The sequence below is a fragment of the Rhodopirellula islandica genome, assembly GCF_001027925.1.
Lineage (GTDB): Bacteria > Planctomycetota > Planctomycetia > Pirellulales > Pirellulaceae > Rhodopirellula > Rhodopirellula islandica.
In genome coordinates this window covers 80,142-95,693 of record NZ_LECT01000026.1, presented here as the reverse complement: position 1 = coordinate 95,693, position 15,552 = coordinate 80,142, and the positions used below count along the sequence as shown (strand labels likewise).

The window sequence follows — 15,552 nt, the reverse complement described above, 5'->3', positions numbered from 1 at the left end:
CTTGACCGTCCGCTTTCCCCCTCGATTTTGACACATTTCGCCATGACCATGGATCGCAGCCTCAAGGTGCAAGCCGGGGCCATTAAGAGTCGCAACGTCCTGACGCGTGCTGAACGTGTTGAGCGTATGAAGGATCTCGACAAGTTCAACGAAGAATCGAGCATCATCGGCATGCCGAAGACACGTGTTCTGAAAGTCTCGTTGAAGAAAAAGAAGAAGGTCAAAAAGGCCGACGAAGCCGACGACAAGAAGAAAAAGTAGTCGAGGCGGGAGCTTCTGGCTCCTTCCCAGCAAAATCAAGCAAAGGCGATGCATTTCAATGGATGCGTCGCCTTTTTGCGTTCCGTGACAGCCTGACGGATCGTGAGCTGCCCGCTGCGAAAGCGAGCCAATCGCCAGAATTCGTGAGCCACAACGTCGGTTGGCCTCCAGTGGCAATGTCGCTGGCAGGACAGGGCAAGCCTGAGCTGTTCAAAAACTCGTGTTGACACAGCGTTTTCGTGGACAGTTTCTTGCCTGTTACCTCTCCCCCGACGAAGTTGGGGGAGAGGTCGGAGCGAGCGTTCAGCGAGATCCGGGTGAGGCGGCACGCGATGTGTGAAACGAGGTCCAAAAGCCGGTTTGCTGTGAATCGCCCCCTCACCCGAACAGGGCCTCCATCGTCCTGTTCGACCTCTCCCCCAGCAAAGCTGAGGGAGAGGTGACTTGTTGATGCGAGACAGAAACTTGCGCACACCAGAAACGCTGCAACCCCAAAGATTGAACAGCCCAGGGCAAGCCTGGGCTGTCAAAAGGTTGGCATTGACACGGAAAATGCGACGTTGATCTTTGTTCTGTCCTACGCCCCAACGGGGCAGATCTAAGATAGCCCCAGGCATCGCCTGGGGTTTCGTGACGGAGATTCCGACACAAGCCCCAACGGGGCGACCCTAAGAAAAACTCCCCAAAACCCGCTAGGACCGCCCCCGTTGGGGCTTTGTAATCTTGGTCCCGCCATAACCCAGGGCGTTGCCCTGGGCTGGCATAGGACTTCCCCGTTGGGGCGAAGTCGAGGAACAAAACCTGCGCAGTCCAAAGCGGTGTCAATACCAGCCTTTTGACAGCCCAGTGCAAGCCCCCTCACCCCCCCTGAAATGCGAATCCTGTTTTCACGTGCCATTCGACTCGCGTTTTAAGTGAGCGGGATCGAAAACAGGCACTTTTTTTGGGCGCATGGGCTGGTTGCGCGGGATTTGTTGCCAATCACCCTCCCGAGCGGTTCCAAAGCTAGCTAGCATGGGTCCCAAACAGTCGCCCAACCCGCGGATTTCAATTCCCTTTGGGCCATGAATTCCAATTCACCCTGGTTTTGACGATGTCGACTTCCGAAGCCCCCGCACCACCTGAATCCGCCAAACGGGACACTCTGGTCTGCGACGAATCCAATGATTTCGGTTCCGGAGCCGTCCCCACCGAAGCCATGGCGATCGACGAAACCGGTCGCGACCCCCAGCGGATCCCTCGCCCCGAAGAAACCGAGCCCCTGCGGATCATGTGGCGATACGTGATCGTGTTGTCGCTGGTCCACCTGGTCGCCCTGGCCGCGTTCGTGCCGATGTGGTTTTCGTACCTGTTCACGTGGTCGGGTCTCGTCGCCGGGATCGCTGGCCACTTCTTGTTTGGAATGCTGGGAATCACGATTGGCTATCACCGCTTGCTGACCCATCGAGGCTTCAAGTGTCCGAAGTGGATGGAACACACGCTGGCGATTCTTGGGATGTGCAATCTCCAAGACAGCCCAGCTCGCTGGGTTGCCATTCACCGCATGCACCATCAACACAGTGACCACCAACCCGACCCGCACTCGCCGCTGGTCAACTTCCTTTGGGGACACATGGGCTGGGTCGTTTGCCGACACAAAAACCTCGACAAAACCAGCCACTACGAACGGTACGTTCGCGATCTACTCCGAGACCGTTTCTACTTGAAATTGGAACGCAAAGACGGGTGGTTCTTCGTCTTTCTGATTCACGCGATCATGATTTCGCTGGTCGGCGGCCTGGTTGGCTACTTGGTCAGCGGTGGCAGCTGGGCAGAATCTTATCGCTACCTGCTTTCTTGGACGGTTTGGGGAGTGGCGATGCGAACCGTGTTCGTGCTGCACGGAACATGGTCGGTCAATTCACTCGGTCACGTGTTTGGCTATCGCAACTACGAGACTCGCGATCACAGCACCAACAACTGGTTGGTGGCCTTGATCAGCCACGGCGAAGGCTGGCACAACAACCACCACGCCACCCCACGATCAGCCCGCCACGGTCACAAGTGGTACGAGTTTGATATGTCCTGGGGTGTCATCCGGATGTGGGAAATGATGGGCCTGATCTCCGACGTCCAGCGTCCCACCAAAGCCAGAGTCGCTGGGAAATAGCTCGTCGCCTGGCGAGGTTGGTTAGGCTGGTTTGATGTACGCTCAAGCTCCGCTCGGTGGAGACCACTGAGCGACAGGCTGTTTGCCGTAGGCCATGTCTCACATGGCACCCCAACCGATGCTTTGGAACAAAGCGAGGCGTCTTGATTCTCCAGCCAAATGGCGCCGCTTCGGTTGCGTTCGTCTCGGTGAGGGACCACCAATCGACAGGGATGACGCTCGTCCGAATTCTTGGCGAATCCGGCTACCTGTTGGCAAAGATGGCGACGAATTCGCGCCGCCAAAATCCGTTCAGCTGACGTTCATCAGCCATTGCCACTCGGTCCACTGGACTTGTTGGCACGCCTCGACCTGTTCGCCCGTTCGAACCGCGTGCGCGACCCGATCGACAAATTCATCGGCGTCGGAATGCAGTTCCGGGTACCTGCCCGACAAATCGCTCAGAATGGAATGCCGGCCAACCCGGTGGAACCAATACTTGGCATTGCCAAAATCACCTTCGCGGCGGTGCATGATCCCGTGCCAAAAGCTCCCTTCGGGCGATTTTTCGTTTTGGCTGATTGAGTGGGACCGATCCAGGTCCCCCGCCAACAACCACAGACCGCTGCGCTGCAGCGGCGTGAAGGACTTTGCAGAATCACCCTCCAGAAGCTCCACCAATTCGCGATTGGTGGGGCCGTCGCCCAAACCCGGCAAAACAGCGGCCTGGATCGCCGCGAACCAGGGTTCAGCGACCGTCGGGGCCAAATCGGTCAACCAGGATGGCCAATCGTTCGAATTTGATGCGGAAGAAGACGTGCAATCGTCAAAGTTAGGCATGGTCTCGAAGGTTGTCGGCGGATTGTGCGAGGACAGATCCACCGAAGGCTACCGAGTGGCCCTCCTGATTGCTAGACTGCGAGACGCCTCTGGCGCGATTGCCATTCCACTCTTTCTCAGATCCCCCCTGACTGTCCATGAGCAGCGGCGAACCATCCACCGACGCAACGGCCGAGAACCCATCCTCGGACGCCCCGACCCCGGAAGCCTCCGCACCAGGGACGCCCGCCTCGCAAGAGTCGGCTCCTGCTGAGTTGCCTCCTGCTGAGTCGGCGGCGCAACCTCCAACGGAACAGGCTCCACCGAGCCCTTCCAAACCGAGCGGCCCCAAGAAATCCAAGGCCCCGCTGCCCCGAATCGGCGGCGGCCCCTTGGCGGCACGCGGATTGGGCGTTGCCAAACCCGTTTCTCCCGCTGCGGTTTCGACCGAACAGCTGGAAGGCGGCAAGGTCAAACACAAAGGGAAACGAGGCGGCAAACCTGGCGAAGGCAAATCGGGCGGCAAAGATGCCCCGTTGCCACGCTTGGCCGGCGGAAAGAATCGCGAGAAGGGCGACAAGCCCTACGTTCCGCAACACAAGAAAACCGCGGTCCCCAACGTTCGTGATGAACTCAGCGACGACCTGCAAGCCGAACTGGAGGCCACCCTGGCGGAAGCCGACCTGGACACCATTCTCGGCGGCAACGCAGGGTTGCCAGATCGACGTGAACCGCTCTCGGAAGGCGCTCGCGTTCACGCTCAAGTGATCAAGACCCACCAAGACAACGTGTTCGTCAGTCTCGGCGGTCCCGATGAGGGCACCGTCGCTTTCGAGCAATTCACCGAAGAAGAACCGGTCCCCGGTCAATCGATCGAAGTCATCGTTCGCGGCATCAACTCCGAGGACGGCCTGTACTCGTGCAGCCTGCCTGGCAAAGCGACTGAGGTCTCTGACTGGGACGACATTGACGAAGGCAGCGTGGTCGAAGCCACCATCACCGGCCACAACAACGGCGGCTTGGAATGCAAAGTCGGCAGCGTTCGCGGATTCATGCCGATCAGCCAGATCTCGGAATACCGTGTCGAAGACTGCAGTGAGTTCGTCGACCAGAAAATGGTTTGCTTGGTCACCGAAGCCAACGCTCGCCGTGGCAACCTGGTCCTCTCACGACGTGCGATTCTGGAACGAGAACGCGAAGTCAAACGTCAAGAACAACTCGAAAAGATCGAACCCGGTGACATCCTCGAAGGTGTCGTTCGCAGCGTTCGCGACTTTGGTGCGTTCGTCGACGTCGGCGGACTCGATGGATTGATTCACGTCAGCAAACTCAGCTGGGAACGAATCAAACACCCCAGCGAAGTCATCGAAGAAGGCCAGAACGTCAAGGTGCGCGTCGACAAGATCGACAAGCAGTCCGGCAAAATGTCGCTGACCTATCGCGATTTGCTCGAGAACCCCTGGGACACAGCCGAATCCATGTTCGCCGTCGGATCGGTGCACAAGGGCGAAGTCACCCGGACCGCCGAGTTCGGTGCGTTCGTGCGTCTGACAGCGGGCGTCGAGGGGCTTTGCCACATCAGCGAATTGGCAACGCACCGCGTTTCACGCGTCAGCTCCGTGGTCAACGTTGGCGATGAAGTCGACGTGAAAATCATGAGCTTCGATCGTGATTCCCAAAAAGTTGGGTTGTCGATCAAAGCCGCCACTGCGAAACCCGCCGTGGAAGGGGCAGTGCAGGAAGACGAAGTCATGGAACCTCCACGCGAATTGGCGGTCAAAGCTTCGCATTCCGGACCACTCAAAGGCGGCAACGATCGCCCCAGTGGCGGCGAACGTTTTGGTCTTCGTTGGTAAGCCCTGAAGCACGCCACTTACAACACGCCATTTTCGTTGGCGTGCACTTTGGCAACGACCTTCCTCGCAAGGACTCCGCGTGCGTTTTTTGTTTCTCGGCGATGTCGTCGGCAAACCCGGCTACTCCGGCGTGCTCGCGCGGACCGGGGAACTCCGCAAGCAACACCGCCTGGATGCGGTGGTCATCAACGCGGAGAACGCGGCCGATGGCGCGGGGCTGATGCCTCGTCAGTATCGCCGCCTGCTGGAAGCCGGCGTGGACGCGATGACGATGGGCGATCACTTGTATCGCCGCAAAGAAATCATCCCGATCCTGCAATCCAGCCAACGGATCGTACGACCAGCCAACTACCCCGAAAGTTCATCGGGAAAGTCCTGGACGGTCGTGCAAACCCCCGCCGGAAAATTGGGAGTGATCTCGTTGCTCGGACGCGTCTTCATGCGTCCAGTCGACTGCCCATTTGCTGCGGTCGATGCCGCACTCGCGGAAATGGCCGCTGAAAACCCGCGGTGCATCTTGGTGGATGTGCACGCTGAAGCGACCAGTGACAAACAGGTCTTGGGACGTTACCTCGATGGCCGCGTGACCGCCGTCCTGGGGACCCACACGCACGTCCCCACCGCCGACAGTTGCGTGCTGCCCGGCGGAACCGCATTTCAATGCGACGTGGGAATGAGCGGCCCCTACGACAGCATCATCGGTCGCGACATCAAACGTGTGACCAACACGACGATCAGCTTCGAACCGTGCCACTTTCACGTCGCCACGCGAGACGTGCGGCTGTGCGGCGCGATCATCGAAGCCGACGCCGACGGCAAAGCGATCTCGATTGAGCGTTTAGAAGATCGCTTGGAGTCGTGACCGTGCCTGTCACCGAATGAGCATGCGTGCTCGTGCTCGTGCGACCAGAAAAAATGGAAACCCGACGCGTGAGCGAGGCACCACACCGCACCCCACGACGGCCGCCTCCGGGGCGACGGCCGATTCTCGCCATGGATCTCGGGGCTTCCGCCCCGAGCTACTGAAGACGGCCCCATCCGGGGCGATCGCGGCAACGCACCAAAGGTGCAAATGGAAACCCGACGCGTCAGCGAGGCACCACACCGCACCCCACGACGGCCGCCTCCGGGGCGACGGGCCGATTCTCGACATGGATCTCGGGGCTTCCGCCCCGAGCTACCGAAGACGGCCCCATCCGGGGCGATCGCGGCACTCCATTTCTATCCGGCGGCGGGCGATCAGTCCGGAGTATCCAGGTACGGATCTTGGCCGATCTCACGCTGCATTTTCTTGCGTTCTTTCTCGTGGTGCATCAACACCATCCGATCGCGAAAATGCCGGCGTTCCACTTTGCGTTGGGCCCGGTGGAACATCGCGGCCAAACGATCGACACTGCCGCTGGTCGCTTCGCCGCGTTTCTTGAGCTTCTCGGATTTGATCGCCCCGTAGCCGCCTTTCAAGATGTCATCGTCCAACGACAAATACTGGCGATACGATCCACGGTCACCTTGTCGTCCACAACGCCCAATCAACTGGCGGTCAATCCGAGCCGCGTCGTGAAGCTCGGTGCAGATCACATGCATCCCGCCGATCTGTTCGACATCATTGGAAAGCTTGATGTCGGTACCGCGACCGGCCATGTTGGTCGCCACGGTCACTTTGCCGTTCCCGCCTGCTTCCGCGACGATGTCCGCTTCCCGTTCGACATTGTTGGCGTTCAGCACTTCGTGCTCAATGCTCAGCTCATCCAGCAACTTCGACAACAGCACACTTTTATCAATCGAACGCGTTCCGATCAAAACGGGCCGTCCCGTTGCATGGACCTCTGCCACCTCTTTTGCAATCGCTTCAAACTTCGCCTGCAATGTCCCGAAAACCCGAGACGGCAATTGGACCCGTTGTGGGGGCCGGTTGGTGGGCACACGGACAACGGGCGTGCGATAAATTTTGCGAAGCTCGCTGGCACTGGTTGCCGCCGTTCCTGTCATCCCCGCCAAGTGTGGGTAACGCAGGAACAAGTCCTGTACCGTGATCCGAGCGGCTTGCCCGGTTGGCACGCTGATCTCAACACCTTCTTTGGCTTCGATCGATTGATGGATGCCGTCCCGCCACTTGCGTCCTTCTGCCAAACGGCCCGTGAACTCATCGACGATCACAATCTCGTCCACGTTCGGGTCCTTCTCGCTAGGACGAATCACGTACTGGCGATCCAGCAAGAACTCACGGTGCGTTTTAATCGATCGTTCGATGTACTCGTACATGTCAACCAAGCCCATCGTGCGAACCAGATCGCTCTTCGGTAGGGCTCGAACTTTGCTGCGACCACGCGCGGTCAACTCGTAGCGTTTGGTTTCGTCGTCGATCTCAAAGTGATCATCCAAATCAAAACTTGGCGCGTGCTCCGCGGCCCACAGGTAGGTCTCAATGATTTGGTCGCGGACGGTGTCTTCGATGCTGCCGATGATCAGCGGCGTCCGGGCCTCGTCAATGAGAATGCTGTCCGCCTCATCGACCAAGCAGAAGTGCATGCCACGCATCACGATTTGGTCACCGGAATTGCTGAACCCACCGTCGCCGCTGCCGAGCATTTCCGTCTGCATTCGGTTTTGAGCACGCAACAACAGACGATCACGTAGGAAGTCGAAACCAAATTCCTTGGCGGTTCCGTACGTGATGGCGGCGCCGTAACTCTTCCGGCGACTTCCCTGGTCGTCTTCCGTTTGAATGATGCCCACAGACACGCCCAGCATCTCAAACAGTGGCATCATCCACTCGGCGTCCCGTCGGGCCAGGTAGTCATTGACCGTGGCCAGGTGAGCCCCTTTGCCAACCAGGCTGTGCAAGTACAGCGGCAGCGTCGCGGTCAGCGTTTTTCCTTCCCCGGTTTGCATCTCGGTGACATGGCCTTCGAACAAGGCGATGCCCCCCAGGATCTGAACGTCGTAGTGACGCATCGAGAGACTTCGCCGCCCGGCCTCGCGGCACAGGGCGTAGGCTTCGGGAAGCAGTTCGCCAAGTTTCTCACCGGCCATCGCGCGGTAACGAAGCGCCAAACTTCGCTTTCGCAACGTCACGTCGTCTTCCGCCTGCAGTGTGCTTTCAAGTGCGTTGACCCGAACCAATTGCCGCTGCCAACGAACCATTCGTGGTCGCCAATTGGACGCCTTGGTCCACTTCTTTTTATTCGCCGAGGGATCGCTGGAACGGCGCACCACCGCCTGAGCCGTGGTGGCAGCATCCGTCACTTCCGATTCCTCCAACGGCTCATTGGGAGCGAGGGGATCGAGCGAATTCAATTCGTCAGAATCGTCTGGGTTGGTCGTTTCGCGAGCGGGAGATTCGGACATCGAGCGGGCCAACGGAAGAAAAGCGATGCAAAGAATTACCATTTTTACGCACGAGATCGCACGCAGAGCGACCTCCAATCGCCGTGAAACACCATTTTATCTGGCTTTCAGGGGAGATAGCGAACTTGTACCACGCCTGGGGTTCAAAACAGGCAATCTACGTCGGCTGTTCCAAGGGTAGGGTTGGTTCTGAATGGTCCGCTGATTCTGGTCGAAACAGTTAACCAGATGAATCCCGTGTTCCCGGACTACACGAGAGTACCAATGGAAACGAATAAAACGACGAAATGGAAGTTGCTCGCGTTGGCAGCCATGCTGTCAGCAGGATCCGCCTCGGCGGCGGATCAAGGCAACTCGGACATGACTCAATACTACACCGGTGCTGCACCGGTGTCCGCAGAGGAAGGCGACATCGTTTATGACGACGTCGACTATTCCGCCGACAACATGGCGGCTTCCTTCTACGGCAACGAAGGACAATCGCTTCAGCCGGTTGCCTTTGTGGGTGACCAACAACTAGGCAGCGGTGTTCCAACCCCGTCTCCGATGATGGACGATTCTTACATCGTCAGCAACGGCGGCGGATGCAGCACGGGCGATTGTGGCAACAGCTACGAAATGGCCAGCAGCTGCGGATCGGCTTGCGGCGGCAACTGTGGCGAATGCCGCCAACGACCCGTTCGCAAAATGCTGAAAAAGCACGATGTGTGGATGACCGCGGAAGCGTTGTTGTGGTTCACCCAAGCACGCTCGACCACACCTTTGATCACTCAAAGTGCAGCGGGCACCGACCCTGAGCTGGATGTCGCTGGCACCACCACCCTGTTTGGTGGTGACGAATCCATCGGCGGCGACTTGAGTGCTGGATTCCGTTTGGACTTCGGCCGCAACCTGAACGACGACTTCGGAATCGGCGGCCGTTTCTGGTGGCTCAGCGAAAGCAGCGAAGACGCCAGCTCCGGCGGCACCGTCAACGGCAACGCGTTCTCATACGGTCGTCCGTTCTATGACACGAACATCAACTCGGACAACAGCATCCTGATTGCCAGCACGGGAGTCGCCGGCAATGACGACTTCGAGGGCTCGTTCTCCGCTGAAAGCTCGCTCGACATCTACGCTGCGGAAGCTTATGCCCGCATGAAGATGCTCAGCGGCTCGGGATTCCGCACCGACCTGATCGGTGGTTTCTCGCACTTCGGGATCGACGACACGTTGACCGTCAACAGCACCAGCATCCAGACCACCGATGCAATCGCTGGCAACATTGGTGACACGACCGTTCTGTACGACAACATCGAAACGGAAAACCGTTTCTATGGTGGCCAGATTGGTTTCGAAACCATGGTCAACCGTGGCAAGTGGAGTTTCAAAGCGTTGACCAAGGTTCACTTGGGCAACATGGAACAAATCTATCGCGGCTCAGGTTTGCGAACCTTCACCGACGCTGGCTTCGTCACCACCACGTCGACCGACGGCGGTGTGCTTGCCTTGGGCGATACCTACAACACGACCGCACTGGACGAAGACAAATTCACCTTCGCACCTGAAGCGAACGTGAAATTGGGCTACAAGTTCCGCCCGAACGTTTCGATGTCCGTTGGCTACAGCTTCATCTACTGGGATGACGTCTTGCTGTCAGGCGACAACATCAACAACGTTTACAACGGTGACGGAATCACGTTCCCACCAGGAGCAGCATTGGCCCAGCCCGTGTCAGAACGCAAGGACAGCTCCTTGTACACACACGGCATCGACTTGGGCTGTGTCATCGACTTCTAAGCTGAACTTAGCAGGGACTACTGTTCCTGATAGGCGGTAAGTTCTGCCGGGTGGACTCCGGTTTGATAACTGTCCGGGGTTCCAAGTCGGAGACTGCTCGGCGAAAGCAAACAAGACGTGCGAGGATTCCAATCCTCGCACGTTTTTTTGTGCGCCGATTCAACCGGAATTCTCACCCCATGCGTCAGACATCAGTCGTCCAGATCGACAGTGACATCCACGAAGTCCTCTTCTGACAAGAACTGAATGCCATCCAACGTGGCACCATGTTCCCTCGCAATCTTCATGACTTGATTGTGGGCACCGGCCAAGCGTTCTTCATCGTTGCTGCCTTCTTGAAACACGAAGACGCCAAATCGGCCGGCTTCGTCCGGATCTTCGTCGGCTTGGCTGTTTGGGAAACCACCTTCGACCAAGGCGACCGCCAGCTTTTGCATTTGCTCCAGGGTTTCCCCCATCAGCAGAAACACCCATGGCAGCTCTTCGCCGGGATTCAATCCGCTGTCACTGAAATGACGAAGTCGCCACACCGCTTCGTCCAAACTCAGCCAATCGAACAGCTCATCGTCATCGATCGCGTCGAACACTTCCACGCCTTCGTATTCGATCCCGGTGCGTTCGGCGATCTGTTGCATGTGGTCCGCGATCTTCTTCACTTCGCTGGGCACCAACGCGCCGGTCTTGACCACACTCAACATGGGCCGTCCGAGCGACAACCTTCCCTTTTCATCGATCTCTTCGACCGACTCTTCCAGCTCGCACAGATAGTCATCCAGGGTCTCGGCAATGGATCGCAACTGCCCGATCTCGGCGCCTCGCAGGGTGAACGTCCAATCCATCGGCACAGACAACTCCCCCCCTTGCTCTTCCACGAGATGCGAAAAGAGGGCGTCGATGTCAAATGCCAAATCTGGCTCGTCGGGGGATGCGTTCATGACGCCAGATTAGCAGATTCGGTGGGCACCGCCAGAACCGAAGAACGGAACGTCCGAGCCCCCTCTCACCCCGGCTTTGTGCTACATTTTCAACCATGACGACGGACATTGAAAAACAACTGATCGAAACGAATCTTCGGTTTCGAATTGCGACCCGAACCGCGAAGCTCGGCTATTGGGTTTTTGAAGTAGAGACGTCCGAAGTGGAAGTCTCAGAGGAGTTGCTTCACCAACTGGGTCTGCCAACGAATTTCATCTGGTCACTCCAGAGCTGGAAGGACCGCCTGCACCCGGACGACTACGATCGCGCAATCACCCAGCTCGCGACGGTCACCGAAGGAAATCCCTCCGCGTATTTCAACGTTTTTCGCCTTCGGCATTCCGATGGTTGCTATCGCTGGATTGAATCGATCGGCGACTTCATTCATGACAGCGATGGAAAACTGGTCCGGATGATCGGGACCCACCAAGACATCACTCGTCGGATTGAGATCGAACAGGCGTTGGACGCCGCTCTGGAAACCAGCATCCAGACCAACGAAGCGCTGCAACGCAGCAACCAAGAGCTGGAACAATTCGCCTACGTCGCCTCGCACGACCTGCGATCACCGCTTCGAGGACTGCAGAACCTGGCGACGTGGATCACCGAGGACATCGAAGAATCCGGGAACGAAGTCCCTGAATCGGTACGGGAACATTGCTCGACGATGAGCAAACAAATCGAACGCATGCAAGCGTTGCTGGATGGCTTGCTCGCCTACGCCAGGATTGACCAAAGCTACACATCGACAGAACCTGTCGACCTCAACCAAATCGTGTTGGAAGCCATCGCGTTCGTCGAAGCCGACCCGAACTTCGAGGTGCGGCTGGATTCCGACCTGCCCACCGTCATTGGCAACTCATCCCCGATGATGCGTGTGATGGTGAACTTGATTGACAATGCCATCAAACATCATCCGGGGCCTTCCGGAAAAATCATCATTCGCGGAGGGATGGCGGAGGACGGAACCGCCGAGGTGATCGTCGAGGACGATGGCAACGGCATTCCCCCCGAACACCGCGAACGCGTCTTTCGAATGTTCGAGACACTGGGCAGAAATCGCCAGAGCGGAAAAGGCGGGATGGGATTGGCCATGGTCCGCAAGCTCGTGCTTTCCTGTGGAGGCACGATCCGTTTTGACACTTCTCCACTGGGGGGCGTCGCAGCGATCACGCGGTGGCCCACCGATGCATCGCGGCCTACCAACAAGAAATCGCCCGAACTGACCCACCGCTTGTTGGAAGCCATCACCGGATCCAGCGACCTCGCGGATGTCGATCCCGACTCGCCTGCCGAATAACTGGACAGGGCCATCTTGGGACCGTCAGTCTTCTGAGCGACCGATTTGAGCGTGCTAAGCAGGTCGGCAGGAGTCTTTCGGCATTTGGACTGTTTCGGTAAGCGTCGTTCTTCCCACGTACAACCGGGGCTAACGCCCAAACGGCTCACATGATGATGCCCGATCATTCCTGCCGACCTGCTTAGTCTGCGGAGGCCGAATGAAGGAGGCTTTGCGACGCAAAGCCCGCAACACTCGCCTGAACGTGTCGGCTCACCAGCCGGAGCAGCGCCGAAGCGGCTCGATCCGGCCTACCTGAGAAATCGATCACTTCTAAAATCGACGTCCTTCGGTGATTCCGAAACTGGTGATCTTGGCTATGGGCAGAAGGAAATGCTACGCACCTATGAAAACACCCAGACACGGGGTCTGGGTGCGATGGTTTCAGTCTTGGCTGGTTTGGATTAGCCCAGGAAGGGGCTGCTCGTCGTCAGCATCACGGTCGGACGAGCCGTGTTGGTTTTGTAGTAATCGGGTCCCCAGCGATTCAGTTCCACGAACATCGCGATGACCGCGATCAACATGAACAACATCGCCAGCAACAACATCACCGTGTAAACACTCGGTGGTTGCTTGCCCGTCGGAGCATCACTCGATGGAAGTGTCGACACGATCGCCCTCCTCCACTACGCCTTCACTGTAGTCCCGCATGATCTCAGCAACCGCACGATCCGGTTCTGTCTCACGCACTTTCAAACGAGTCACATAGCGGCCACCACGGGTGACTTCCAAGTAGTGACCGTTGCGAAGTCCATCGTCGTAGCCGATCGACACTTCGACCAACTTGCGAGGACGGTTGACGACCAAGACGGTGCCGTTGCGTTCTGGCGGAGCACCATCGAGCGGGTCGTTCATGTTCAAACCGGCGGCGTCGACGACTTCTTTGTATCGCGTCACCTGGTTTGCCAACTGATCGTTGCGGTCTTGTTGCAACTGAACCACGCCGCGAAGGCTGTTCATTTGGTCGGTCAATTCCAAGGTGCGTGCGAACAAGGTGTCACGATCTTGTTGCTCGGTGCGGATTTGCTCACGCAATCGAGTGTTGTCCGCGGTGATCTTTTCCAACTCTTCCGCGCGAGCCCGGTCGATCTGGGCCAGCTCGGTGCTTTTGGCTTGCAGCTGCTGCACGGTCGATTCGCTCTCACGCAACTGCGATTCCAGCTGGTCCAGCTGAGTCTGCAGGGCGGCCAAGGCGGTTCGACGAGCGGCTTGTTCGCGATCCAAGGACGATTGAGTACGTGCTCTTGAATCACGAAGCTGTTCGTTCGTGCGTGCGACGGTTTCGATCTGGGCCTTCAAACCCTGAGGTCCGAGCACGACATCCCGCCAATTGCGGTGAGACGCGTTGACGGCGAGCGCCAAAACCATGAAAACCCCGCTCAATAGCAGGATTATGACCGAAAAGGATTTCCCGAGTAGGGTCATGGGTGGTCGGTTCCGGATGGAGAAAAGTGGTCGGGAATTTCATTTGAAAGTATAGTTACGGCCAAAAATGAGTGTCAACAAAATTGCTTGAAACACGTCGCAATTGACGACACACGCCAAAACGTAGGAAAGTGTAGCGATTGTGCGGGTTCCCACGGCTGTTTGCCGAGGTCCCGCCCCCGCCACAGACCGAGACCAACCGACGTGGCGAATCTGCATCGGCGTGGATCGTGCGCAACACGAGGTCCCCCATGCCGCCGTGCACACACCTGGACCCGGTCGAATGAATGGGAATGCTACTTTCCGGCACTCATCAGCAGATCACTGATCCGATCCACCGTGGCTCGCAGATCATGATTCACCAACACGAACCGGTTCGCGTTGACAGCATGCAGGCGTCGCTGCTCAGCCTGCCCCGCGAATTCGCGGATGGCTCCGGCCAGCGAGGCGGGATCCTTCGGTACGGCCCAATGACACGTGGGAACGTCCGCCGAACCCTGCAATTCCACCGTTCCTCCGGCTCGCGTCGCCACCACGGGCGTCCCAAGAACAAACGCCTCCAAAACGACGTTCGGCAACCCCTCGAAATGAGACGGCAGCACCAACCCGTCCGCTGCAGCGATTTCGGTAGACGCCGGCTGGATCGCCCCTGCAAATTCGACTCGGTGGATCGTGTCCTTTGGCCCCGCCGCCAACACCATGTCTTTCCACCGTGACTCCAGCCCCGCCCGAAGTGGCCCGTCACCGATCAATCGAAAATGCAGCGTCGGCAATGGAGCGGGCCAATCTCTCATCAAACGTTCAATCGCATCGAGCAGCGTGGCATGCCCTTTTTCCTCCGTCATCCTGCCCACGACCACCAACTTCAACGCGTCACCAGAGTCTCGGTCCGGGATTTCCGAGTTATCTCGCCGGCTCTGAATCGCATCCGCATCGACGGGATTGCGAATCGTTTGCACCAGCGATTCTGGCAACCCGTAGTATTGAATCGCGGACTGACGAGCGACATCACTGACCGCGATGACGACTGCACTGCGACGGTAAGCCAGAGCCAATCGCCGCCGTTTCAGCCTCACGAATCGCTTTTCGACCAATGGCAACGCCACCTCGGGCGGACTGACAATCGTCGACACCCGCGGACGATCCACTGACGAACCACGCTGAACAAGAGGATGACCGGCGATCAGCGTCATGTGAAAGGTTCGGTCGTAGATCACATCGACCTGTGTCCGCTCCACCAGATCGCGAAACCATTCGGCTTGTCGTTTCAGCATCCCACCGGGAATCCAGTCCAGCACTCGTGGCGGAAATGACTCCGGCGGATGATGAACAACCACATCATCTGGAATGGTGTTCAGCAGATCGCCAACCGCCTCTGTCAAATACAAATGCACGTCGAACCGTTCGCGATCCAGATGCCGAGCCAGCATCGCGGTTTGCAGTTCGCTTCCGCCGCCACGCATCGAACTGGCCATCAAAAGGACTCGGCGGCGTGGCATGGCAGACTGGTTGGGATGGAGAGTTGTTAGCCGGCGTCCGTGCTTGGTCACCATCTAAATTCTATGGTAACGCAGCCAGTAGGCCAGGTTCCACCTGGCGATCGAGCCGATGCTTCGAAAGAA

12 protein-coding genes are annotated in these 15,552 nt (G+C 58.0%); 6 read left to right on the top strand and 6 right to left on the bottom strand.

Features of this window, described 5'->3' with window-relative positions:
* The first annotated feature begins 42 nt into the window (after positions 1-42).
* The gene (locus RISK_RS13440) at positions 43-261 is read left to right on the top strand and encodes a small basic protein (RefSeq protein ID WP_085978436.1); all 219 of its coding nucleotides are present in this window, start codon (positions 43-45) and stop codon (positions 259-261) included.
* Between the two features lie 1,093 nt (positions 262-1,354).
* Positions 1,355-2,410 carry an acyl-CoA desaturase gene (locus RISK_RS13435; protein ID WP_047814867.1) on the top strand — a complete coding sequence of 352 codons (1,056 nt, stop codon included), beginning with the start codon at positions 1,355-1,357 and terminating at the stop codon, positions 2,408-2,410.
* A 291-nt stretch (positions 2,411-2,701) separates the two neighbouring features.
* Here RISK_RS13435 and RISK_RS13430 read toward each other — a convergent pair whose 3' ends face one another.
* On the bottom strand, positions 2,702-3,166 hold the full coding sequence (locus RISK_RS13430) for a hypothetical protein (protein ID WP_236696274.1): 465 nt from the start codon (positions 3,164-3,166) through the stop codon (positions 2,702-2,704).
* A gap of 200 nt (positions 3,167-3,366) precedes the next feature.
* Here RISK_RS13430 and RISK_RS13425 point away from each other — a divergent pair, with 200 nt between their 5' ends.
* A complete protein-coding gene (locus tag RISK_RS13425) occupies positions 3,367-5,064 on the top strand; it encodes a 30S ribosomal protein S1 (protein ID WP_047814824.1) in 1,698 nt (565 codons plus the stop codon).
* 79 nt (positions 5,065-5,143) lie between these two features.
* Positions 5,144-5,926 carry a TIGR00282 family metallophosphoesterase gene (locus RISK_RS13420; RefSeq protein ID WP_047814823.1) on the top strand — a complete coding sequence of 261 codons (783 nt, stop codon included), beginning with the start codon at positions 5,144-5,146 and terminating at the stop codon, positions 5,924-5,926.
* A gap of 377 nt (positions 5,927-6,303) precedes the next feature.
* Here RISK_RS13420 and RISK_RS13415 read toward each other — a convergent pair whose 3' ends face one another.
* Entirely contained in the window at positions 6,304-8,412 is a 2,109-nt protein-coding gene (locus RISK_RS13415; RefSeq protein WP_083434964.1) for a preprotein translocase subunit SecA, read from the bottom strand.
* Between the two features lie 264 nt (positions 8,413-8,676).
* Between RISK_RS13415 and RISK_RS13410 the strand changes: the two genes are divergently transcribed.
* Entirely contained in the window at positions 8,677-10,191 is a 1,515-nt protein-coding gene (locus RISK_RS13410) for a BBP7 family outer membrane beta-barrel protein (protein WP_047814822.1), read from the top strand.
* 191 nt (positions 10,192-10,382) lie between these two features.
* Here RISK_RS13410 and RISK_RS13405 read toward each other — a convergent pair whose 3' ends face one another.
* Complete coding sequence (locus RISK_RS13405) at positions 10,383-11,126, bottom strand: ribonuclease E inhibitor RraB (protein ID WP_047814821.1); 744 nt, start codon at positions 11,124-11,126, stop codon at positions 10,383-10,385.
* 95 nt (positions 11,127-11,221) lie between these two features.
* Between RISK_RS13405 and RISK_RS13400 the strand changes: the two genes are divergently transcribed.
* Positions 11,222-12,466, top strand: coding sequence for a sensor histidine kinase (locus RISK_RS13400; protein ID WP_047814820.1), 1,245 nt, complete (start codon positions 11,222-11,224; stop codon positions 12,464-12,466).
* Between the two features lie 443 nt (positions 12,467-12,909).
* On the opposite strand, the gene RISK_RS13395 is transcribed toward RISK_RS13400, so the two are convergent.
* The 3 genes from RISK_RS13395 to RISK_RS13380 form a co-directional block, all read right to left on the bottom strand.
* A complete protein-coding gene (locus tag RISK_RS13395; protein ID WP_047814819.1) occupies positions 12,910-13,116 on the bottom strand; it encodes a hypothetical protein in 207 nt (68 codons plus the stop codon).
* Positions 13,094-13,873, bottom strand: coding sequence for a hypothetical protein (locus tag RISK_RS13390; RefSeq protein ID WP_173442666.1), 780 nt, complete (start codon positions 13,871-13,873; stop codon positions 13,094-13,096). The genes RISK_RS13395 and RISK_RS13390 overlap by 23 nt, the downstream gene beginning before the upstream one ends.
* Positions 13,874-14,226: 353 nt before the next feature.
* Positions 14,227-15,429, bottom strand: a complete 1,203-nt coding sequence (locus RISK_RS13380; protein ID WP_047814816.1) for a glycosyltransferase — start codon at positions 15,427-15,429, stop codon at positions 14,227-14,229.
* Between the last annotated feature and the right edge of the window lie 123 nt (positions 15,430-15,552).

Excerpts from the sequence above, each read along its gene's own strand:
- RISK_RS13435 (WP_047814867.1), top strand. The coding sequence starts at position 1,355 with ATGTCGACTTCCGAAGCCCCCGCACCACCTGAATCCGCCAAACGGGAC.
- RISK_RS13425 (WP_047814824.1), top strand. The coding sequence starts at position 3,367 with ATGAGCAGCGGCGAACCATCCACCGACGCAACGGCCGAGAACCCATCC.
- RISK_RS13390 (WP_173442666.1), bottom strand. The coding sequence starts at position 13,873 with ATGGTTTTGGCGCTCGCCGTCAACGCGTCTCACCGCAATTGGCGGGAT.
- RISK_RS13440 (WP_085978436.1), top strand. The coding sequence starts at position 43 with ATGACCATGGATCGCAGCCTCAAGGTGCAAGCCGGGGCCATTAAGAGT.
- RISK_RS13405 (WP_047814821.1), bottom strand. The coding sequence starts at position 11,126 with ATGAACGCATCCCCCGACGAGCCAGATTTGGCATTTGACATCGACGCC.
- RISK_RS13400 (WP_047814820.1), top strand. The coding sequence starts at position 11,222 with ATGACGACGGACATTGAAAAACAACTGATCGAAACGAATCTTCGGTTT.
- RISK_RS13415 (WP_083434964.1), bottom strand. The coding sequence starts at position 8,412 with ATGTCCGAATCTCCCGCTCGCGAAACGACCAACCCAGACGATTCTGAC.
- RISK_RS13380 (WP_047814816.1), bottom strand. The coding sequence starts at position 15,429 with ATGCCACGCCGCCGAGTCCTTTTGATGGCCAGTTCGATGCGTGGCGGC.
- RISK_RS13410 (WP_047814822.1), top strand. The coding sequence starts at position 8,677 with ATGGAAACGAATAAAACGACGAAATGGAAGTTGCTCGCGTTGGCAGCC.